We start from the raw sequence: 20,843 nt of genomic DNA on the forward strand, positions 1-20,843 counted from the left end.
CAGGCACGGCCCAAATCACCGGCTGCAGATCTGAACTGCAGCCCAGAACAAATCATCGCGTCCAGCTCTCGCTCTGGACGCCGTCGAGGGGGAAGGATCCTTCGTGACAGAAACCACTGAGCTGGCTTCAGCTGTGGACACAACATCTTCTGCTGCTGATTCGTCAACTGCAGCAACCACCAAGAGCAGCGGCCTTGCAGGCCTTAAGCTCGCCCAGCTTCAGGCTCTCGCGAGTCAGCTGGGCATCTCCGGGGGATCCCGTATGCGCAAGGGGGACTTGGTAACGGCCATTTCGGCACATCGCGCCGGAACCTCAACCGCCAAGGCGCCCGCCAAGGCCACCGCGACGGCAAAGGCAACTGCGGCCAAGGAAGCCCGGACCGCAGAGCCCAAGGTTGCAGCGGAAAGCAGCGCACCTGCAGAAGCAGCTGCCGAGGCCCCGGCCCAGGAAGCGCCTCGTGGTCGCGGTCGTGGCCGCAGCCGCCGCGCCACCAGTGATGGAGTGGTAGCAGCTGCTGAAGCCGCTGCAGCACCTGCCGAGTCCGCAACCGCACCGGTTGCTGAAGCTCCGGCCGCCGTTGAGACCGGCGAGGCCGCTACAGAGCGTCGTCAGCCGCGCACCCGTAACCGACGCCGTGGCGAAGCTGCCGCAGCGCCTGCTGAAGCAGCCGAAGCACCTGCCGCCGAGCAGCGCGCTGACCGCACTGAGCAACGTACTGACCGTGCGGAGCAGCGTGCCGATCGCACCGAGCAGCGTGAGCAGCGTGCCGACCGCACTGAACAGCGCGAACAGTCCGACTCTGGCGAGCAGCAGCGCGAACGTCGCGACAACACTCGCGGCCGCCGTGATGACAACAACGACGGCGACGACACCGGCAACCGCAGGAACCGCCGGAACCGTCGTGACCGCAACGAGCAGACCGACCGGAGCGACCGTCGGGGAGGTCAGGACAACCGTGACGGCAACACCCGCAGCGACCGCTTCCGTGATCGCAACGAGCGTCGCCGTGGCCGCGCGCAGGGACCGGACGTTGACGACGTCGAGGTTACCGAAGACGACGTCCTGCTTCCCGTAGCAGGCATCCTCGATGTCCTGGAGAACTACGCGTTCATCCGTACATCCGGATACCTCCCCGGTGCAAACGACGTCTACGTTTCCCTGGCGCAGGTAAAGAAGTACAACCTCCGCAAGGGCGATGCCGTCGTCGGTGCCATTCGCGCACCTCGTGACGGTGAAGACCGCAGCCAGCAGTCGGCCCGCCAGAAGTTCAATGCACTCGTCCGCGTCACGTCAGTCAACGGCAAGACGCCGGAAGAACTCAAGGACCGCGTCGAGTTCGCCAAGCTCGTACCGCTGTACCCGTCCGAGCGCCTGCGCCTCGAGACGGACCCCAAGAAGATCGGCCCGCGTGTTATCGACCTCGTGGCCCCGATCGGCAAGGGCCAGCGTGGCCTGATCGTCTCCCCGCCGAAGGCCGGCAAGACGCTCATCCTGCAGTCCATCGCGAACGCAATCACCACCAACAACCCTGAGGTTCACCTCATGATGGTGCTGGTTGACGAACGTCCCGAAGAAGTCACGGACATGCAGCGCACCGTCAAGGGTGAGGTTATTGCCTCCACCTTTGACCGTCCCGCCGACGACCACACCACGGTTGCCGAACTCTCCATCGAACGCGCAAAGCGCCTCGTGGAAATGGGCATGGACGTGGTGGTTCTTCTGGACTCCATGACCCGCCTGGGCCGTGCCTACAACCTGGCAGCACCGGCCTCCGGCCGTATCCTGTCCGGTGGCGTGGACTCAGCAGCCCTGTACCCGCCCAAGCGATTCTTCGGTGCAGCCCGCAACATCGAGAACGGTGGCTCGCTCACCATCCTGGCAACCGCTCTCGTCGAGACCGGCTCCAAGATGGACGAAGTCATCTTCGAAGAGTTCAAGGGCACCGGCAACATGGAGCTCCGCCTGTCCCGCCAGCTGGCAGACAAGCGCATCTTCCCGGCCGTGGACGTCAACGCGTCCGGCACGCGCCGCGAAGAGAACCTGCTCTCGCCTGAAGAGGTCAAGATCATGTGGAAGCTGCGCCGCGTCCTTTCCGGCCTCGAACAGCAGCAGAGCCTTGAGCTGCTGACCAACAAGATCCGGGAGACGCAGAGCAACGTCGAGTTCCTCATGCAGGTTCAGAAGACGACGCTCGGAGCGAAGTCGGACAACGACAAATAGCGTTATCTGGGGTGGGGCCGTCGAGTAATTTTGCCGGCCCCGCCCCTTCGCGTTGCTGCCGACGTACTGCGTACGTCGGCAGCAACGCTACGACAGGCCCGATGCCACTCCCGGGCCGGCAAAATTACTCGACGGCGGTCAGGTCACCTTGGGCGTTGCCGTCACCTTCGCTGGCCGGCTTATTTGAGCGGTTGGTCGTTAAGTCACCAATCGTCGCAACTAGACTTGTCTGCGAGTCGAAAGAGGTTTGAAAATGTTTGAGTCCGTACAGGGATTGCTTGATGAGCATGCTGCTATTCAGGCGCAGTTGAGTGATCCTGCCGTTTATGCCGATCAGTCTGCTGCCAGGAAGTTGGGGCGGCGATCCGCTCAGCTTCAGGGCATTGTGGAGGCTTACAACAAGTGGCGCGGGCTCAACGATGATCTGGAAGCTGCCAAAGAGATGGCTGACGAGGATCCCGAATTCGCTGCCGAGGTTGTGCAGTTGGAGGAACAGATCCCCGCGGCACAAGAGCGGCTGCGCCGTCTGCTGATCCCGCGTGATCCGGACGATGCCCGCAACGTGATCCTTGAAGTGAAGGGCGGCGAAGGCGGCGACGAAGCTGCTTTGTTCGCCGGTGATCTTCTGCGCATGTACATGCGTTACGCCGAATCGCGGGGCTGGAAGACCGAAATGATCTCCGCAACCGAATCCGATCTTGGTGGATACAAGGACGTTGCCGTCGCCATCAAGGGCAATTCGAACGATCCCGCACAGGGCGTTTTTGCCCGGTTGAAATTTGAAGGCGGCGTTCACCGCGTCCAGCGTGTTCCCGTAACCGAGTCGCAGGGTCGTATCCACACGTCGGCTGCCGGCGTCCTGGTGCTCCCGGAAGTTGATGAGCCTGAGGAACTCGAGATCAACCAGAACGACCTCAAGATCGATGTTTACCGTTCATCCGGTCCGGGTGGGCAGTCCGTGAACACCACTGACTCCGCTGTCCGCATCACTCACTTGCCTACGGGCATCGTGGTGGCCATGCAGAACGAAAAGTCGCAGCTGCAGAACCGCGAAGCCGGTATGCGCGTCCTTCGTGCCCGTCTCTTGGCACACCAGCAGGAACAAATCGACGCCGCCAACTCCGAACAGCGCAAGTCACAGATCCGCACCATGGACCGTTCAGAGCGCATCCGTACGTACAACTTCCCGGAAAATCGTATCGCGGACCACCGCACCGGCTACAAGGCTTACAACCTTGACGCCGTCATGAACGGCGATCTTGAACCCGTGATCCAGTCAGCCATTGAAGCAGACGAGCAGGCCCGCCTGGATGCCATCGGCGAATAACTGCCTGCCGGACAACAACCACACCAGAGTTCATCCATGACGTTTTACCAAGGTCAGAGCCTCGCGGACGCCGTTCGCGAGGCTACTGCCGTCTTAGCCGAAGCCGGTGTGCCCAGCCCGCGTGTCGATGCCGAGTTGCTTGCCGAACACCTGCTCGGTGTCGGCCTTGGCCGCCTGCGTGCCATGTTGCTCGGCGACACACCCGCTCCGGAAGGCTACGCGGAGCTGGTGGAGGAGCGTGCCGGACGGGTCCCCCTCCAGCACATCACCGGCGTCGCGTATTTCCGCCATCTTGAGTTGCGCGTGGGGCCGGGTGTCTTCATTCCCCGTCCTGAAACGGAATCGGTGGTCCAGTTGGTCATTGATCACGTCGCGGGAGTGCCCACGCCCAAGGTGGTGGACCTCGGGACAGGATCCGGTGCCATCGCCGGATCCATTGCCCATGAGGTTCCGGGCGCTGAAGTCCATGCAGTGGAGTTCAGTACCTTTGCCCACGCCTGGGCTGCGAAGAACCTCGAACCGCTGGGCGTGACCTTGGTGCAAGGCGACCTGCGGGATGCCCTTCCCGAGCACAACGGAACGTTCGACGTCGTCGTATCCAATCCGCCGTACATTCCGTCCGAAGCCATCCCCACAGAGCCTGAAGTTGCCCTCCATGATCCGCCGGAGGCACTGTACGGTGGGGGAGCGGACGGCATGGTACTTCCGACGGCGGCGGCGGCCTCAGCGGCCCGCCTCCTCAAACCCGGTGGTTTCTTCGTGATGGAGCACGCGGAGGTCCAAGCAGTATGGATCGCGGGGATGCTGGAACGCACCGGACGTTGGAACAACGTCACCACGCACTGCGACCTGAACGGCAAGGAACGTGCCACCAGCGCGATCCTGGCAAGCCCCTCTCCTGATGAGTGAAAGAATAGCGCTGTGACCACAACCTATAACTGCACTTCCGATGACCAGCGGGCTGAAGGGCTTCAGCATGCCCAACGCGCCATCAGCGAAAAGAAGTGCATCGTGCTGCCAACGGACACTGTCTACGGTATTGCTGCTGATGCCTTTTCGCCGTTGGCCGTGACCATGTTGCTGGCCTCCAAAGGTCGCAGCCGGCAGATGCCTCCTCCGGTCCTGATTCCGCGGGTCAACGCCTTGGATGGACTTGCCACCGACGTACCCGCCGATGCCCGGGCACTGGCTCAAGCCTTCTGGCCGGGTGGGTTGACGCTGATCCTGCATGCACAGCCGTCCTTGGACTGGGACCTCGGTGACACCAAGGGCACCGTTGCCCTGAGGATGCCTGATGACCAGATTGCCCTGGAACTCCTGGGGCTCACGGGTCCCTTGGCTGTTTCCTCCGCCAACCGGACGGGCCAGGAAGCGGCACAGACAGCCTCGGAAGCGAGACTCCAACTGGCGGAGTCCGTTGAGGTCTACCTTGAAGGCGGTTTCCGTCCGATCAAGGGGACTGCTGCCCTGCCCTCCACCATTGTTGACGCCACGTCCACTCCGTTCCGGGTAGTGCGCCAAGGAGCCATTGAGCTGGAGCGGCTCCGCGAAATTGTTCCGTCGATACTGGGCATTGGCGAGACCCTGGGCGCCGCCGACATCATTCCTGCGGAGGAGCCTGCTGTGGACGACGCGGCGCCTGAAGGAACCACAGCAGCCGGCGCCGCAGAGCATACTGCGGCTGTCGATGAACCTTCTGAGGAAGCCATCGTTCCCCAAGAGAAGCCCACAACAGCGGATGACGCGCCTGTGGAAGTAACGGAAGCCGCCGCCGTCGAGGACTCAACGCTGGAAACGGTGAAGCCAGAGGCCTCAAGGGAAGCCAAGCCCGAATGATTCCGGAGCGCCAACGCGTCCCCGTCCTTGACGTCGACGCCACTCCGTTGCGCGTCAATGAGCTTATTGAGGCCATGGGCGGGCTCATCGCCTCCGGAACAACCGCCACGGTGCTTGGACACAACCTTCACAGCATCACGTTGCTTCATTCGCGCCCGGATGTCCGTTCTTTGTATGAGGGCAGTCCGATCGTCCTCTTGGATGGTGCTCCCGTTGCGATGCTCTGGGGATTCGCCCACAAGCGTCAACTCCAGCCCTTGGGTGAGGGAACAATGGCCTACCGGCTGGGTTCCATGGATTGGATCCCGGAGCTTGGAAAGGTCGAGGGTCTGGAGCGCGTGGCCGTAGTAGGCGCGGGACGCGCGGCCAATACGACGGCGGTCGCCCGGCTGCGCGCTATCGTCCCCGGTGCAACAGTGGACGGAATGCCGGGTGAAGGGTGGGACAGCGCCCTGGAAGACGCGGTGGTGGACTGGCTGACGGACTTCCGACCGCAGTTGGTCCTGATCGGACTCGGGATGCCCCTTCAGGAAACTGTCCTGCACCGTAGGCTCCCGGAATTGCCGCCCGCCCTCTACTGCGCTGTAGGAGGTGCCATTGAACAAGTTGCAGGCATCCAAAAGCTGGCGCCACGCTGGCTCGGACGCTTGGGGCTCGAATGGGCTTGGCGCCTGGTCCTGCACCCGGGCCGCGTGGCCTACAGAGTTTTTGTTGAACCTTGGAAGCTGGCAGGCCTGCTGATCCGGCGCCGCTTCCAACCATCCAAGACCAAAGGCAAGTAAATGACGTCCCACCCTGTAGTGGTCGCTGTTGTAGTGACCTATAACCGGCGTGAACTCCTCCAGACAACCCTGGAAGGCATCGCTTCAGGTACCCGGGTACCGGACGCCGTCGTCATCGTGGACAACGCCTCCACGGACGGCACCGCCGAGTTCCTCCAGCAGTACCAAGGCACGGTGACCACTGATGTGGTTACCTTGAACACGAACGTGGGCGGGGCCGGGGGGTTCGTTGTCGGCATGGAACGGGCCGTACTGGACCACCGCGCGGACCACGTGTGGATCATGGACGACGACACGGAACCGCAGCCGGATGCCCTTCGCGAAGCATTGGACGTATCGGAGTCCTACCGACAGGCAGCAGGTAAGGCCCCGGCCTTTATCGCAAGCCGTGTTGTGTGGACTGATGGCCGCGACCATCCGATGAACCGCATGCGGCCGCGGATGGGAGCAAGCGAGAACGAGCGCAGCGCAGCTGCCCGGCTGGGTGCGACCCAAATCCGGACTGCATCGTTCGTTTCGGTGCTGATACGTGCTGAAGAGGTCAAACAGCATGGCCTCCCTATTGCGGACTACTTCATCTGGAACGATGATCTCGAGTACACCGCCAGGATTTCCCGCCGGGGGACCGCCTTGACCACCAACGCCTCCGTGGCCAACCACCACACCAAGGTCTTTGGCGACGCGGGAGCAGATCCGGGCCCCCGCTTCTATTATGAAGTGCGGAACAAGCTCTGGGTCTATACCCGATCGAATGCCTTGGCGCCGTGGGAAAAGGTCCTGTTCACCGGTGCTTCGCTGCGCAACTGGACCCGCACCATCGCGGCCTCGCCCAACCGCAAAGTGCTGTTGGCAGGGTTTTTCAAGGGCCTGCGGCACAGCCTGAAAGCCCCGCGTTCCAACGACCAAGTGCTCGAAGGCATCTACGCGTTGCGCAATGTTCAAGAGCCGGTTCGGTAAGAGCCACGCAGCTTAACCTCAGCCAAACACGCTGGGTTTGGCGGCTGCGTCACAGGGTGGTCACGACCGTTGGCATTAGTATCGTGACAAGAGTCCACAGAAATCCCGCAACATTCGGCACAGCCGGTGCAGGCATGGCGACGGAGAAGTTCCATTTATCCAAAGACAGAATTCCACACCCTGAGCTGCGCTCAATTTCGCGGCAGTGCGCGCCGGCTGCGTGCAGTGATCCAGGTTTCCCGGTTATTCATCGGGCTGCTCTTTGGGGCCGCGGCATGATCATGTACATGCTGATGGCCCTTACGGCTGCGGTTGTGGCGTATGCCGGGACATGGGGTGCCCGTGTGGTGGGAAACAAGCTCCGTTTGTACCAACCCATCCGAAGCCGTGACATGCACTCAGCCCTGATCTCCAAACTTGGGGGACTGGGCATCTTTGTGGGCTTCTTCGCCGCGTTGGTAGTCGCGAGCAATTCCTTTTTCGTCAAGGACATTTTCAGGCACAACGATGCCCCCTGGGGGATCCTGGCCGGTGCTGTAGTGATCGTCGCCGTGGGGGTCGCGGACGATATCCTCGACATCCGCTGGTGGATCAAACTTCTGGGCCAGGCCGCGGCAGCGTTCATTGTGGCTATCTGGGGTGTGCGGATGTCTGTGGTGCCCTTCATCCCTGAACCGATTTTCCTTGAGTCCGAGGTGGTCCAGATTGTGCTGACGGCCGGCCTCATTGTCACCACCATGAATGCCGTCAACTTCATCGACGGACTGGACGGTTTGGCCGCCGGAGTCGCGATCATTGGTGGCGGAGCCTTCTTCCTCACCGCGTACTGGGTACACCGTAACAACCCATCCACGGACAACTCGGATCTCGCAACACTCCTGATGGCCATCCTGGTTGGCAGTTGCATCGGGTTCCTGCCGCATAATTGGTTCCCCGCCAAAATCTTCATGGGAGATTCCGGGGCAATGCTTATCGGCTTGCTCATGGCTTCCGCCGGTGTTGTGGCCACTGGACAGATCGGGTCCGGCCTCTACGACCGCGCCAACGGTATCCCCACGATCGTTCCTATTTTGCTTCCTTTCGCGGTACTGTCCCTTCCCCTTCTTGACCTGGGGATGGCTGTTGTCCGGAGAACAGCCAGAGGCCAATCGCCGTGGTCGGCTGACCGCGGGCACCTCCACCACAAGTTGGTGGACCTCGGATACTCGCACCGCAGCGCCGTCGTCATGCTCTATGTGTGGACGTGCATTCTTGCCTTCGGCGGTGTCGCCTTTGCTGTGTTCCCATGGCAAATCGTGCTCATCGTGGTCATAGCGGCAGCGCTGGTCATGGCCGCCGTAACGGCGTGGCCCTACTTCACCCGGAACTCCACGCGGCCTGGGGAGTAGTTGTGACGGCCGGTTATGGTCACAGTTCTATCTCATGTAGAATTCTTTCTGCGGACAGTCACTCGCCCGTAACCCCACTTTGAGAATATGGCACCTGTGCCACGAGGATTGGTATCCCCATGACATCCAACGCCGAAACCGGACGCCCGTCCGGTAAACGTGGTGTTGGATCTGTTGGTCAGCCGTCCTCGTTGTGGCTCCGGTTGCTTCTTCTTAGCGCTGCAGCAGCAGTAGCGGCCACGGCCGTCACCTGTGTGATCGCAGCGTTCATCAATGGCGGGCAGGGCGCGCTTTCAGCCGCGTTCGGTGCCGTGCTGGTCATGCTCTTCTTTGGGATCAGCCTCCTGATCGGCCACTTCGTTGGCCGTAACAACCCCTCCGGTGCAGTCGGCCTCTTTGTTGCGACGTATTTCATCAAGGTGGTCGGATTCGCTGTTGTGCTCTTTGTACTCGGCGCTCCGGAATGGCTCCACGACCGTTGGTTCCTCATCGGCGCCGTGGTCACCGTCGTCTTCTGGCAAGCCGCCGAGATCTATGGCTTCAGCAAGGCCCGCCTGCAGATCTACAACGATCCTGCTGAGCAGAAAGGCGGCCCGGATGTCCCCGCGTAAGCGCTATTCACGCCCGGTTGTGACTGATCAGCAAGCTGCCAACCGCAATGAATCCGCGGAAGCCGGAAACGACGGCGGATACAACGCCGGCATTGCCGTCTTCAGCTACATCATTGGCGGGATCATTGTCTGGAGTTTGATAGGCTGGGGTCTGGATAATCTGTGGGGGACCCGCTGGATTGTGCTCCTTGGCGCTCTGCTGGGAGCCGCAGGAGGGTTCTATCTTTCCCATATGCACGGCCTCACCAGACAAAGCTCCTCTTCTGGCGAGAGCAACGCAGACAGCGGTCCGTCCACGGACGGGGACAGTAATGCCAAATAATTTCACAAGGAATGCAGATGCGTCCAACGCGTCCGGATTCCAACCAATGCCCAATGATGGACACAGCAGAGAGGAAACGCGTTGATCGCGCTTGCGCTCCCCGCCCAGGATTCGGGGTCATTCACCCCACCCGGAATCGACGAAATGCACCTGCCGGCAATCCTGCCTTGGGGTGCGCACGATGGCTTCTCCAAGCAGATGTTGCTGGTGATCCTATCGGTCGTCATTATCGCTACATTCTTCATCCTCGCTGCACGTAAGCAGCAGCTGGTTCCCGGCAAGCTGCAGTTCGCAGGCGAGATGGCCTACGGCTTCGTCCGTAACGGCATCGCCAAGGACATCATCGGCGGCAAGGACTTCATCAAGTACGTCCCGCTGCTGTTCAGCCTGTTCTTCTTCATTCTGGTGAACAACATCTACGGCGCCATCCCGGTGATCCAGCTTCCGAGCTTCTCGCACGTAGGCGGCGCCTACGTCATGGCCGGCATCGTGTACTTCACCTGGATCATCATCGGTATCAAGAAGAACGGCCTGAAGTACTTCAAGCTCGCCACAGTTCCTTCCGGTGTTCCGTGGTACATCCTGCCGATCGTGGTACCGATCGAAATCATCTCCAACTTCCTGGTCCGCCCCGTCACGCACAGCCTCCGTCTGTTCGCGACCATGCTGGCCGGCCACTTGATCGTCATGCTCGCCGGTTCCGGCATCGAGTTCCTTGTCATGCAGGAGAACGTCCTGCTCAAGGGCGCATCGGTACTGGTACTGGTAGGCGCCGTGGCCATGTACATGCTCGAAGCACTGATCATGGCCCTGCAGGCTTACGTGTTCACACTGTTGACCGCGATCTACATCGAAGGCGCCCTGCACGCCGACAGCCACTAGGCTCCCAAAACTTCCCCTCGCGGGGATGAAGCAACCCAAACAACCTGCCGCACGGGCGGCATCTTGAAAGGAAGAAAAAATGGAAGGCACCATCAACGGCTCCCTCAACCTCATCGGCTACGGTCTCTCGGCCATCGGCGGTGGTATCGGTGTGGGTCTCGTGTTCGCCGCGTACATCAACGGTGTTGCACGTCAGCCGGAAGCTCAGCGTGTGCTGCAGCCGATCGCGTTCCTTGGTCTGGCACTGACTGAAGCTCTCGCCATCCTCGGCCTGGTCTTCGCTTTCGTTCTTTCCTAGTCCTTAGAACCAAGCGAATCCCAAGCACGAGTAGATAGGACGGGTGAAATATGAATCAGCTGATCATCTCAGCCGCCACTGAAGGCGCTGCGGAGGCTAATCCGCTCGTTCCCAACGTCTGGGAAATGGGCGTAGTCCTCGTGGGCTTTGCGGTCCTCATGTACATCGTGGTCAAGTTTGTTGTCCCGATGTTCGAGAAGACCTTCGCAGAGCGCGCCGAAGCAATCGAAGGTGGCATTGCAAAGGCCGAAGCGGCCCAGGCGGAAGCTTCTGCAGCTCTTGAAGAGTACAAGCAGCAGCTCACCGATGCCCGTGCCGAAGCCAACCGCATCCGCGAAGAAGCACGCGCCGAAGGCGCCCAGATCCTCGCGGACCTGAAGGCAAAGGCTGCGGCAGAATCTGCGCGCATCACTGAGCAGGCACACGCTGCCATCGAGTCGGAGCGCCAGGCAGCTGTTGTCTCGCTTCGCTCCGAGGTTGGCACTTTGGCCACTACGCTGGCCGGCCGCATCGTCGGGGAAGCACTCACCGACGACCAGCGCGCCGCACGCGTTGTGGACCGCTTCCTTGCAGATCTGGAGACCCAGAGCGCAGGTGCAGCTAAGTAATGGCAGGTATATCGAGCGAATCGCTGACCACAGCACTGGCGCAGCTGGAAGCCAAGCTTCCCTTCGCCTCGCTGCAGTTGGCTAAGGACCTCTTCGGAATCCTGGGAACGGTGGACAGCTCGGCTGGCTTGCGCCGCGCCCTGACTGACCCGTCCCGTTCCGGTGACGAGAAGTCGGCGCTGGTCAAGCAGCTGGTTGGCGGAAAAGTCTCCGCTGATGCTGCTGAGATTGCAGGCGGATTGGCCAGCTCGCGCTGGGCATCGGCACGCGATATCGGCGATGCACTCGAGACGCTTGCTGCCACGGTTGTCATTGCCGTAGCTGAAAACAAGTCGGCCGTTTCTGCCTCCGGTATCACAGGGCTGGAAGAGCTGGAAAACGATCTGTTTGCCTTCAATCAGGCCGTCGCCTCCAGCCACGAGGTACAACGTGCTCTGTCTGAGCCGCAGGCATCTCCCGCGGCGAAGATTGCACTGGCCGAGAAGCTTGTTCCTGGCAGCAGCGAGGAAGCAAAGGTTCTCATCAGCCAGGCAGTTACGCAGCCGCGCGGTGTCAAGCCGAGCAAGCTTGTCGATTCATTCGCCAAGCTTGCAGCCAAGCGTCAGCAGCGCTGGATTGCAACTGTCAGCGTTACCCGTCCGTTGACGGAAACGCAGGCCAGCCGTCTGCAGGCCGGGCTGGATGCCCTGTACGGCCGCGAACTGAAGGTCAACGTCAATGTTGACCCCGCACTGATCGGTGGAATCCGCGTGCAGGTGGGTGACGAAGTGCTCGACGCTTCGGTTATCGCCCGTCTGACCGAACTCCGCCGCCAGCTCGCTGGCTAGCGAAGACAAAGCACAACTTAACTGATATAAAACCCGGTCATCGTGAGCAACGATGATCACGAAAACAGGAGAGCAGGGACTGCAGATGGCCGAATTGACCATCAACGCCGACGACGTCCGTAATGCGTTGAACGAGTTCGCGGCGTCCTACGAACCCGGAAACGCAGAGCGCGTAGAGGTTGGTCGTGTGACCACCGCAAGTGACGGCATCGCCCGTGTTGAGGGTCTTCCCTCGGTCATGGCGAACGAGCTGCTTCGCTTCGAAGATGGCACGCTGGGCCTGGCCCAGAACCTTGACGTCCGCGAGATCGGTGTCATTATCCTCGGTGACTTCACCGGTATTGAAGAAGGCCAGGAAGTTCACCGTACCGGTGAGATCCTGTCCGTCCCGGTTGGCGATGCCTTCCTGGGTCGCGTCGTCGACCCCCTGGGCCAGCCGATCGATGACCTCGGCGAGATCAAGGCCGAAGCCACCCGTGCCCTGGAACTTCAGGCTCCGGGCGTTACCGAACGCAAGTCGGTTCACGAACCGATGCAGACCGGCCTCAAGGCTATCGACGCCATGATCCCGATCGGCCGTGGCCAGCGTCAGCTGATCATTGGTGACCGCCAGACCGGCAAGACCGCCATCGCCGTGGACACCATCATCAACCAGAAGGCCAACTGGGCTTCGGGAGATGTCACCAAGCAGGTACGTTGCGTCTACGTCGGTGTTGGCCAGAAGGCTTCCACCATCGCAGCCGTTCGTCAGACACTCGAGGATCACGGCGCACTGGAGTACACCACCATCGTGGCGTCCCCGGCATCTGACCCCGCCGGCTTCAAGTACTTGGCACCGTATGCAGGTTCGGCCATCGGCCAGCACTGGATGTACGGCGGCAAGCACGTTCTGGTGATCTTCGATGACCTGTCCAAGCAGGCCGAAGCCTACCGCGCCGTATCCCTGCTGCTGCGTCGTCCGCCGGGACGCGAAGCCTACCCGGGTGACGTTTTCTACTTGCACTCCCGTCTGCTGGAGCGTTGTGCCAAGCTCTCTGACGAGCTCGGTGCAGGTTCGATGACCGGTCTGCCGATCGTTGAAACCAAGGCAAACGACGTTTCTGCCTACATCCCGACCAACGTGATCTCCATTACCGATGGCCAGATCTTCCTCCAGTCGGACCTCTTCAACGCCAACCAGCGTCCCGCTGTTGACGTTGGTGTGTCCGTGTCCCGCGTTGGTGGCGCTGCACAGGTCAAGTCCATGAAGAAGGTCTCCGGTACCTTGAAGCTGGACCTGGCTCAGTACCGCGACATGCAGGCATTCGCTATGTTCGCCTCTGACCTGGATGCTGCTTCCCGTCAGCAGCTGACCCGTGGTGCACGCCTGATGGAACTGCTGAAGCAGGGCCAGTACTCACCGTTCCCGGTTGAGAACCAGGTTGTCTCCATCTGGGCCGGTACCAACGGTTACCTGGACGACGTTCCGGTTGAGGACATCAGCCGCTTCGAGTCCGAGTTCCTGGAGCACCTCACGCACAAGTCCTCCATCCTGACCACGCTGGCACAGACCAACGTCCTGGATGACGACACCGCTGCAGCCTTGAAGGAAGCAATTGTTTCCTTCAAGAAGGGCTTCTTCGGCGAAGGCGACAACCACTTGGTTGGCGCTGGCCACGAAGAGCACGCAGCGATCTCCGGCGGCGACGTCGACCAGGAAAAGATCGTCAAGCAGAAGCGCTAGTTTCGATAACCTGCTCTGCCGGGGTCCGCAAGGGCCCCGGCAGGGCAGCACATCGGGAACTTAGGAAAGGATAAGTATGGGAGCCCAGATTCGGGTCTACCGTCAGAAGATCAGCTCGACGACGTCGATGCGCAAGATCTTCAAGGCGATGGAACTGATCGCTACCTCGCGCATCGGTAAGGCCCGCGCCCGCGTAGCAGCTTCACTGCCTTACGCGAACGCGATTACCCGCGCCGTTTCTGCTGTCGCAACTCAGAGCGAAATCGACCACCCGCTGACCACCGAGCCGGAGCAGATCCGCCGCGCCGCAGTCCTGATCATTACATCGGACCGCGGCCTTGCAGGATCCTACTCCGCGAGCGTGCTCAAGCAGGCTGAAGGTCTCACCGAGCTTCTTCACGCAGAAGGCAAGGAAGTCAAGGCGTACCTGGTTGGCCGCAAGGCGCAGGCGTACTTCGATTTCCGCAACCGGTCCTACGCCCGCGTATGGACTGGTGGCACGGACGCACCGGAATTCGAAACCGCGCAGGAAGTCGGAGCTGCACTTCTTGAAGACTTCTCCACTGACTTCGAAGAGGGCGGCGTGGACGAGATCCACGTTGTGTACACCCGCTTCAAGTCCATGGTGACGCAGGAGCCTACGGTCATCCGTTTGCTCCCGCTGGAGGTCGTCGAAGAGGAAGCAGCCTCGGAATCCGAGCTGTTGCCGTTGTACGAGTTTGAACCGGAAACAGAGCAGGTGCTTGACGCACTGCTTCCGCGTTACATCGAGTCCCGCATCTTCGCAGCCATGCTGCAGGCCGCAGCTTCCGAGCTCGCAGCCCGCCAGCGCGCTATGAAGTCGGCCGGTGACAACGCTACGGATTTGATCAAGAAGTACACGCGCCTTCGCAACACGGCCCGCCAGGCCGAGATTACGCAGGAGCTTTCCGAAATCGTGGCCGGCGCAGACGCCCTCGCGTCCTAGCCAGCAACGGATTCGGCTCGAAGCCGCACCTGCACCAAACAGATAAACTTAACCCCACGCCATCTACTGAGTGAAGTGAGAGAGATGACTGCCACTGCTACCGAACACGTAGCTACGGCCGGTGCCACCGGCCGCATTGCCCGTGTTATTGGTCCGGTTGTCGACGTCGAATTCCCGGCTGACGCAATCCCCTCGATTTACAACGCTCTGACCACTGAGATCACTCTCAACGGCCAGACGAAGACCATCACGTTCGAGACGTCACAGCACCTGGGTGACAACCTCGTTCGCGCCATCTCCCTGCAGGCAACCGACGGCCTCGTCCGCGGTACCACCGTGCAGGATTCCGGTGCTCCCATCTCCGTGCCCGTTGGCGACGGCGTCAAGGGCCACATCTTCAACGTTCTCGGCAAGCCGCTGGACGTCGAAGAGTCGGAGATCAAGGCAGACGCCTACTGGCCGATCCACCGCAAGGCTCCGTCCTTCGCTTCCCTCGAGGGCTCTACGGAGATGCTCGAGACCGGCATCAAGGTCATCGACCTTCTCACCCCGTACATCAAGGGTGGAAAGATCGGCCTGTTCGGCGGCGCCGGCGTTGGCAAGACCGTTCTGATCCAGGAAATGATCACTCGTGTTGCCCGCAACTTCGGTGGTACTTCGGTATTCGCCGGTGTTGGCGAGCGTACCCGTGAAGGTAACGACCTCTGGGTTGAAATGGAAGAGGCAGGCGTTCTCAAGGACACCGCCCTTGTATTCGGCCAGATGGATGAGCCGCCGGGAACGCGTCTGCGCGTGGCCCTGTCTGCCCTGACCATGGCGGAGTACTTCCGCGATGTCCAGAACCAGGACGTGTTGCTCTTCATTGACAACATCTTCCGCTTCACGCAGGCAGGTTCGGAAGTTTCCACTCTGCTCGGCCGTATGCCGTCTGCTGTGGGCTACCAGCCGAACCTTGCTGACGAGATGGGTCTGCTCCAGGAGCGCATCACGTCCACCAAGGGTCACTCCATCACGTCGATGCAGGCTATCTATGTGCCGGCTGATGACTACACCGACCCGGCTCCGGCAACGACCTTCGCACACCTCGACGCGACCACGGAACTTTCCCGTGAAATCGCATCCCGTGGTCTGTACCCGGCCGTTGACCCGCTGACGTCCACCTCCCGTATTCTGGATCCCCAGTACATCGGCAAGGATCACTACAACACGGCAGTCCGTGTCAAGCAGATCTTGCAGAAGAACAAGGAACTCCAGGACATCATCGCCATCCTCGGTGTTGACGAACTGTCTGAAGAGGACAAGATCGTCGTGTCGCGTGCACGTCGTATCCAGCAGTTCCTCTCGCAGAACACCTACACCGCCAAGCAGTTCACCGGCGTCGAGGGCTCCACCGTGTCCATCAAGGACACCGTTGAAGGCTTCACTGCCATCTGCGACGGCGAGCTTGACCACATCGCAGAGCAGGCGTTCTTCAACGTCGGCGGCCTGGATGACGTCGAGCGCAACTGGGCCAAGATCCAGGAACAGACCAAGTAGTATGGCTGAGCTCGAGGTTGAGATTGTCGCAGCGGACCACTTCGTGTGGTCCGGTGCGGCCAAGATGGTGAAGGCCCGCACCAGCGATGGTGAAATCGGAATCCTGCCGGGCCACTCGCCCCTTCTGGCCATCATGGCCGCGGGCGAGCTGGCAATCCAGCCGGTTTCCGGTGATCGCATTGCGGTGGTTGTTGACGGTGGATTCTTCTCCGTGGACAACGACCGCGTGGTGATTGTTGCTGACAACGCCAAATTGGGCGAAGCGGCTACAGCGGGGATCCGATAGCACGACCTTGATGGACGATTCCCTCATTCCGTTCATCGCCCTGGCAACAGCGTTTACGTTGCTGATCATTTCACTGTGCCTTTTCGGGGTGCGCCGCTTCAATCTGCGGCGCGCCCTGGGCACGGTCGACGCCTCCATTTGCATGGCTGGAAACAGCTGGCAGATGGGGGTTTGTCGTTATCAGGACAACGAGCTCGAGTGGTTCCGCCTGATGTCCCTCAGCGTCATCCCTAAGCACAAGTTCAAGCGCAGCTCGCTTGAACTGCTTGGCCGCCGCCAGCCCACGGAAGATGAACTCGTCAGGATACAGCCCGGCGTCGTAGTGGTGGAACTGCAGTACGAAGGTAAAGAGTTCATGCTCGCCATGAATTTCGACGCCTACGCTGGTTTGTCCTCCTGGCTCGAGGCCGGGCCGGTCATCGGCGTCGGAACCTGGCGTTAGGCGCCATGGACTTTCTTTCGGACGTGAGTCTGGTGGATGGGCCGTTCCTCTGGTTCAGCATCGCCTTTGGTGCGGCCGGAGGGGCCTACCTTCTCTGGCGTCGACGACGTTCCTGGTTGCTGCTCGTCCTGGCCAGCCTGGTGGTCTCCATAGGCGCTGTGGCGCTGATTCATTGGGTCCTTGTGGACCTTACCGCCACGTTTTCTGAGAATCTGCCTTTTGAGACTCTGGCCTGGGCGGTTCCGGCTGTCGCGGCTGTGCTCCTGTGCGCCGCGCGCTTCCCCCAAAGTTCCTGGCGCGGCCGCTCGCTCAGTGTGGCCGCAGTGCTTGGCGTTGTGCTCCTCTGCGTGGTTCAGATAAATCTCTATTTTGGACTGAACAACACCGTCTCGGACTTATTGGGTACGGCGGTAGCGCGCATACAGCCTCTCGAAGCAAGCCTTAAGCGCGCTGCGGACGCGAAGCCCGGCCCTGCTCTTTCCGCATGGAAAGCTCCGGATTCCATGCCCCGCAACGGCATCATGCGCAAAGCCGGGATTCCCGGTACTGCTTCCGGGTTTACTGCTCGGGAGGCCTATATCTACTTGCCGCCGGCCTATCAGACGGTGCCTCGTCCAAGCCTTCCTGTGCTTGTACTCTTCGCTGGGCAGCCGGGCGGTCCTGCGGACTGGCTGTCTGGTGGCCAGCTCCGCACGCTCCTGGACAAGTTCGCCGAAGCACACCAGGGGATCGCCCCTGTCACCGTGGTGGTGGACCCCAACGGCTCAGCCAACGCCAACACTATGTGCATGGACAGCAACATCGCCTCCGTGGACACCTATCTTTCACAGGATGTGCCGGCGTGGATCAGTGAGACGTTGAATGTCTCCAAGGATCACAAGCAGTGGGCAGTTGGCGGTTTCTCCTTTGGCGGCACTTGCGCCATGCAGATGGGAACCTCACACCCGGATGTGTACGCGTCCATCCTGCCTTTCGCCGCCGAGCGGGAACCCGCTCTCGCCAAGGATAGAAACAAGACCATTTCGGACTCATTCGACGGCGATGTTGAAGCTTTCGAATCCAGGACTCCCTTGGTGCTGATGGAGCAGCGCAACTTTGCCGGCAGCGGGGTGTATCTGGTCTCGGGTGAAGCTGACCGCGAGTTCACCGACTACATGCATGAGCTTGCTGACGCGGCAAGAAATGCCGGTTTTGAAACCGAAGAACATGCCATTCCCCATGCCGGGCACTCCTGGGACGCAGTGATACGTGGAATGCCTGGTGGACTCGATTTCCTGGCTGCCCGATGGGGGTTGCCGCGGTGAGCCTTGCCCTGAAGGGTGTGATCGAGCCAGCTATGGGGCAGGCGGGCCGGCATCTGCGGTCCACACCGTTCACTCTGCTGGTTCTTGCCCTTTTTGTGAGCCTCTCGTTGGTATCCGCGAGCTTCCTGACGGGGCCACCTGAGCCTTGGCTTCCGGTGGCAAGTGTGTCGCTGGAGGGTCTGCGGTCGGGGGATTGGTGGTCTATTTGGACATCGTTGTTCTTCACCACCAATCCGTTGGCTTATGTCACGGCCGTTCTCATGATCGTGTTTCTCCTTGGCCCGGCAGAGCGACACCTGGGCTCGCTAAAGACCGCGGGGGTGTTCTTCGGCAGCCAGTTCGCTTGCATCTCGGCGTTCTTCCTTGTGACCCAAGTGGCGCAGTACGCCGATGACGGGTGGCTCTCCGGGATGGCTGATATCCGCCTGATTGGACCCTACGGCGCAGTTCTGGCCACCGCTTTGGCCGCCAGCGCCCTCCTGCCCACTTTGTGGCAGCGGCGCCTGCGCACTGTGGTGCTCTCCATCTCCGTGCTGCTGGTGCTCTATGTAGGACACGCAGAGACGGTGGTCGGCTTCCTGGGCGCGCTGATCGGCTTGCTCACCGGGTGGTGGATGCAAAGCAGCCAAGGTCATCTCCACCTTCACCGGTCAACCAGCCGTGAGGTCAGGAACCTCCTCTCACTGACCATGGCAATCTTCGCTGTGGGTCCTATCGTGACCGCTGCAGCCAAAAGTCCATCCGGGCCTTTGGCTCTGTTGCGGGACGTCATCCTCAACCCCCTACCTACCCTGAGCCAGCTGGAAAGCAACTGCGGGGGCACCATCGATGTCGCTTGCCTTGAGATTGCCCGCCAGGGGTACACAGGTCCGTTCGGCTTGGCTCTGGCGGTGGTGCCGGTGGTCTTGCTCCTGATTTGTGCCGACGGCATGAGGCGGGGACGCCGGCTGGCGTTGGGGATTGCCATCGGCGTGCAGTTGGTGGTAGTCGTCTTGTCCACGATCTACCTTGGCCTCTTCGCCGGTATGCCGCGACCGGTGGGCCGCCCCCATGTGGGAATGCTCAACTCTGCTGTGGTTCACATCATTCCGCTTGTGCTGGTCCCCTTGGCCTTGGCACTTCTCCTTTTCGCGTACCGGGGCCATTTCCGGGTGGTGACTTCGGATCACCTCCGCCGGAAAGTGTTCTGGCTGGTTGGCCTCACCGGGGGAGGGCTTAGCCTGGCTTACACCGTGGTGTGGTTGGCATCGGGCGGCTTGGTTCGCGACGGCGGAATGCTGGGTTTGGCGGCTGAGCTCGCCAGACAGTATCTCCCGGTTCCGCTTCCTGGTGTCTACCGGAAGGTTTTCGCCGAGCGTGACGTAGTGGAAGTCTTCCTCTTTTCTTACTCGGGGACGGTGTTTTGGCTCGTCGCGTTGCTTGGTGTGTGGATGCTTCTGATCCGCGGGCATCACACCGGGGGACTTGACCTTCAGGCGCGCCAAAGGGCCCGTGCCCTGGTGAAGCGCGGCGGAGATTCCTTGTCATGGATGGCTCTCTGGGAGCCGAATAAGTACTGGTTCGCTCCCGACGGCACCGGGGGAGTGGCCTACCAGCAGCACAGCCACGTGGCGTTGACGTTGGCGGGTCCCTTCGGACCACGGCAGCACCATTCGACCACCGCGAAAGGCTTCCTGGAGTACTGCTCACAGCATGCGCTGACACCATGCCTCTACTCCTGCACGGACAAGCTCTGGCCTATGCTGCAATCACGTGGATTCCGCCGCGTCTCGGTTGCCCAAGAGACACGGCTGCGGATAAGGGGCCTGGAGTTCAGGGGCAAAGAGTGGCAGAACGTCAGAACATCTCTCAACCGTGCCGCGAAAATGGGGATCACGGCAAGCTGGGGTCGGTACTCTGACCTTCCGCATGGGGTGCGTGCCCAGGTGAGTGAGGTCTCAGAGGAGTGGGCAGCGCAGAAAAAGATCCCGGAAATGGGCTTCACCATGGGCGGCTTGGACGAGTTGGATGACGACGACGTCCTGTGCTGCGTTGCTGTGGATGACACGGGCTTTGTCTACGGTGTGACCAGTTGGCTTCCTGTCTATGAGGATGGCGCGGTTGTCAGTTGGACGTTGGACTTCATGCGGCGGCGAGGCGATGCCTTCCCGGGAGTCATGGAGTTCCTGATCGCTTCCGCCGTATTGCATCTGCGGGATTCCGTGGAGCTGATTTCTTTGTCCGGTTCGCCCTTGGCCCGGGAAGAGAGCGAAATCGAGCAGCGGGCTAAAGGCCTGGCCGGAATACTGGAGGTGGTTGGGCAGGCCTTGGAACCTGTTTACGGATTCAGGTCGTTGGCTTCTTTTAAGTCGAGATTCCAGCCCGAGTACAGAACGCTGTACATGTATTATCAGGACCCGCTGCATCTTCCTGCAATAGGACGGGCGCTCAGCAGGGCTTACCTTCCGGGATTGTCAGTCCGGCATTCCGCGCGGCTGCTCCGGAGCTTGGTTGGTTGAATTGTCAACACCTATTTGGAGGACCCTT

At 60.9% G+C, this 20,843-nt stretch carries 20 protein-coding genes; all 20 read left to right on the forward strand.

Features of this window, described 5'->3' with window-relative positions; genetic code table 11:
- Positions 1–103: 103 nt before the first annotated feature.
- The 20 genes from rho to J3A64_RS03765 all read left to right on the forward strand — a co-directional run bounded on the left by rho (position 104) and on the right by J3A64_RS03765 (position 20,815).
- Positions 104–2,221, forward strand: a complete 2,118-nt coding sequence (gene rho / locus J3A64_RS03670; RefSeq protein WP_210063651.1) for a transcription termination factor Rho — start codon at positions 104–106, stop codon at positions 2,219–2,221.
- Positions 2,222–2,474: 253 nt separating this feature from the next.
- Complete coding sequence (gene prfA, locus J3A64_RS03675; protein ID WP_014922181.1) at positions 2,475–3,548, forward strand: peptide chain release factor 1; 1,074 nt, start codon at positions 2,475–2,477, stop codon at positions 3,546–3,548.
- Positions 3,549–3,584: 36 nt separating this feature from the next.
- Positions 3,585–4,457 (forward strand): peptide chain release factor N(5)-glutamine methyltransferase, encoded by an 873-nt coding sequence (gene prmC, locus J3A64_RS03680; RefSeq protein ID WP_210063652.1) that lies wholly within the window; start codon positions 3,585–3,587, stop codon positions 4,455–4,457.
- Between the two features lie 12 nt (positions 4,458–4,469).
- Complete coding sequence (locus tag J3A64_RS03685) at positions 4,470–5,384, forward strand: L-threonylcarbamoyladenylate synthase (RefSeq protein ID WP_210063653.1); 915 nt, start codon at positions 4,470–4,472, stop codon at positions 5,382–5,384.
- On the forward strand, positions 5,381–6,166 hold the full coding sequence (locus J3A64_RS03690; RefSeq protein ID WP_011775266.1) for a WecB/TagA/CpsF family glycosyltransferase: 786 nt from the start codon (positions 5,381–5,383) through the stop codon (positions 6,164–6,166). Before J3A64_RS03685 ends, J3A64_RS03690 begins: the two co-directional genes overlap by 4 nt.
- Positions 6,167–7,123 carry a glycosyltransferase gene (locus J3A64_RS03695; RefSeq protein WP_014922178.1) on the forward strand — a complete coding sequence of 319 codons (957 nt, stop codon included), beginning with the start codon at positions 6,167–6,169 and terminating at the stop codon, positions 7,121–7,123. It abuts the gene before it with no gap.
- Positions 7,124–7,398: 275 nt separating this feature from the next.
- The gene (locus J3A64_RS03700; RefSeq protein WP_187329886.1) at positions 7,399–8,511 is read left to right on the forward strand and encodes an MraY family glycosyltransferase; all 1,113 of its coding nucleotides are present in this window, start codon (positions 7,399–7,401) and stop codon (positions 8,509–8,511) included.
- Between the two features lie 119 nt (positions 8,512–8,630).
- Entirely contained in the window at positions 8,631–9,122 is a 492-nt protein-coding gene (locus J3A64_RS03705; protein WP_011775263.1) for a hypothetical protein, read from the forward strand.
- A complete protein-coding gene (locus tag J3A64_RS03710) occupies positions 9,109–9,444 on the forward strand; it encodes a hypothetical protein (protein WP_210063654.1) in 336 nt (111 codons plus the stop codon). Before J3A64_RS03705 ends, J3A64_RS03710 begins: the two co-directional genes overlap by 14 nt.
- An 81-nt stretch (positions 9,445–9,525) precedes the next feature.
- Positions 9,526–10,326, forward strand: a complete 801-nt coding sequence (gene atpB / locus J3A64_RS03715) for a F0F1 ATP synthase subunit A (RefSeq protein WP_011775262.1) — start codon at positions 9,526–9,528, stop codon at positions 10,324–10,326.
- Positions 10,327–10,405: 79 nt separating this feature from the next.
- Positions 10,406–10,624 (forward strand): ATP synthase F0 subunit C, encoded by a 219-nt coding sequence (gene atpE, locus J3A64_RS03720; protein WP_011775261.1) that lies wholly within the window; start codon positions 10,406–10,408, stop codon positions 10,622–10,624.
- Positions 10,625–10,674: 50 nt separating this feature from the next.
- Positions 10,675–11,232, forward strand: a complete 558-nt coding sequence (locus J3A64_RS03725; RefSeq protein WP_011775260.1) for a F0F1 ATP synthase subunit B — start codon at positions 10,675–10,677, stop codon at positions 11,230–11,232.
- Positions 11,232–12,059, forward strand: coding sequence for a F0F1 ATP synthase subunit delta (locus J3A64_RS03730; protein WP_014922175.1), 828 nt, complete (start codon positions 11,232–11,234; stop codon positions 12,057–12,059). Before J3A64_RS03725 ends, J3A64_RS03730 begins: the two co-directional genes overlap by 1 nt.
- An 85-nt stretch (positions 12,060–12,144) precedes the next feature.
- Complete coding sequence (gene atpA / locus J3A64_RS03735; RefSeq protein ID WP_011775259.1) at positions 12,145–13,782, forward strand: F0F1 ATP synthase subunit alpha; 1,638 nt, start codon at positions 12,145–12,147, stop codon at positions 13,780–13,782.
- A 76-nt stretch (positions 13,783–13,858) separates the two neighbouring features.
- The gene (locus tag J3A64_RS03740) at positions 13,859–14,749 is read left to right on the forward strand and encodes a F0F1 ATP synthase subunit gamma (RefSeq protein ID WP_011775258.1); all 891 of its coding nucleotides are present in this window, start codon (positions 13,859–13,861) and stop codon (positions 14,747–14,749) included.
- Between the two features lie 84 nt (positions 14,750–14,833).
- On the forward strand, positions 14,834–16,285 hold the full coding sequence (gene atpD, locus J3A64_RS03745) for a F0F1 ATP synthase subunit beta (protein WP_014922173.1): 1,452 nt from the start codon (positions 14,834–14,836) through the stop codon (positions 16,283–16,285).
- Position 16,286: 1 nt separating this feature from the next.
- Entirely contained in the window at positions 16,287–16,571 is a 285-nt protein-coding gene (locus J3A64_RS03750; protein WP_014922172.1) for a F0F1 ATP synthase subunit epsilon, read from the forward strand.
- A 10-nt stretch (positions 16,572–16,581) separates the two neighbouring features.
- Positions 16,582–17,013, forward strand: a complete 432-nt coding sequence (locus J3A64_RS03755; protein ID WP_014922171.1) for a DUF2550 domain-containing protein — start codon at positions 16,582–16,584, stop codon at positions 17,011–17,013.
- A gap of 5 nt (positions 17,014–17,018) precedes the next feature.
- Positions 17,019–18,317 carry an alpha/beta hydrolase family protein gene (locus J3A64_RS03760; protein ID WP_210063655.1) on the forward strand — a complete coding sequence of 433 codons (1,299 nt, stop codon included), beginning with the start codon at positions 17,019–17,021 and terminating at the stop codon, positions 18,315–18,317.
- Positions 18,299–20,815, forward strand: coding sequence for a bifunctional lysylphosphatidylglycerol flippase/synthetase MprF (locus J3A64_RS03765; RefSeq protein ID WP_210063656.1), 2,517 nt, complete (start codon positions 18,299–18,301; stop codon positions 20,813–20,815). The genes J3A64_RS03760 and J3A64_RS03765 overlap by 19 nt, the downstream gene beginning before the upstream one ends.
- The last annotated feature ends 28 nt before the right edge of the window (positions 20,816–20,843 follow it).

Source organism: Pseudarthrobacter sp. PvP004, from assembly GCF_017876035.1.
Classification (GTDB): domain Bacteria; phylum Actinomycetota; class Actinomycetes; order Actinomycetales; family Micrococcaceae; genus Arthrobacter; species Arthrobacter aurescens_A.

Coding starts and splice junctions, on each gene's coding strand:
- J3A64_RS03725 (WP_011775260.1), top strand. CDS start 10,675: ATGAATCAGCTGATCATCTCAGCCGCCACTGAAGGCGCTGCGGAGGCT.
- J3A64_RS03740 (WP_011775258.1), top strand. CDS start 13,859: ATGGGAGCCCAGATTCGGGTCTACCGTCAGAAGATCAGCTCGACGACG.
- atpE (WP_011775261.1), top strand. CDS start 10,406: ATGGAAGGCACCATCAACGGCTCCCTCAACCTCATCGGCTACGGTCTC.
- J3A64_RS03730 (WP_014922175.1), top strand. CDS start 11,232: ATGGCAGGTATATCGAGCGAATCGCTGACCACAGCACTGGCGCAGCTG.
- atpA (WP_011775259.1), top strand. CDS start 12,145: ATGGCCGAATTGACCATCAACGCCGACGACGTCCGTAATGCGTTGAAC.
- prfA (WP_014922181.1), top strand. CDS start 2,475: ATGTTTGAGTCCGTACAGGGATTGCTTGATGAGCATGCTGCTATTCAG.
- J3A64_RS03760 (WP_210063655.1), top strand. CDS start 17,019: ATGGACTTTCTTTCGGACGTGAGTCTGGTGGATGGGCCGTTCCTCTGG.
- J3A64_RS03750 (WP_014922172.1), top strand. CDS start 16,287: ATGGCTGAGCTCGAGGTTGAGATTGTCGCAGCGGACCACTTCGTGTGG.
- J3A64_RS03695 (WP_014922178.1), top strand. CDS start 6,167: ATGACGTCCCACCCTGTAGTGGTCGCTGTTGTAGTGACCTATAACCGG.
- J3A64_RS03710 (WP_210063654.1), top strand. CDS start 9,109: ATGTCCCCGCGTAAGCGCTATTCACGCCCGGTTGTGACTGATCAGCAA.
- J3A64_RS03700 (WP_187329886.1), top strand. CDS start 7,399: ATGATCATGTACATGCTGATGGCCCTTACGGCTGCGGTTGTGGCGTAT.
- prmC (WP_210063652.1), top strand. CDS start 3,585: ATGACGTTTTACCAAGGTCAGAGCCTCGCGGACGCCGTTCGCGAGGCT.
- atpD (WP_014922173.1), top strand. CDS start 14,834: ATGACTGCCACTGCTACCGAACACGTAGCTACGGCCGGTGCCACCGGC.
- J3A64_RS03755 (WP_014922171.1), top strand. CDS start 16,582: ATGGACGATTCCCTCATTCCGTTCATCGCCCTGGCAACAGCGTTTACG.
- J3A64_RS03705 (WP_011775263.1), top strand. CDS start 8,631: ATGACATCCAACGCCGAAACCGGACGCCCGTCCGGTAAACGTGGTGTT.
- J3A64_RS03690 (WP_011775266.1), top strand. CDS start 5,381: ATGATTCCGGAGCGCCAACGCGTCCCCGTCCTTGACGTCGACGCCACT.
- J3A64_RS03765 (WP_210063656.1), top strand. CDS start 18,299: ATGGGGGTTGCCGCGGTGAGCCTTGCCCTGAAGGGTGTGATCGAGCCA.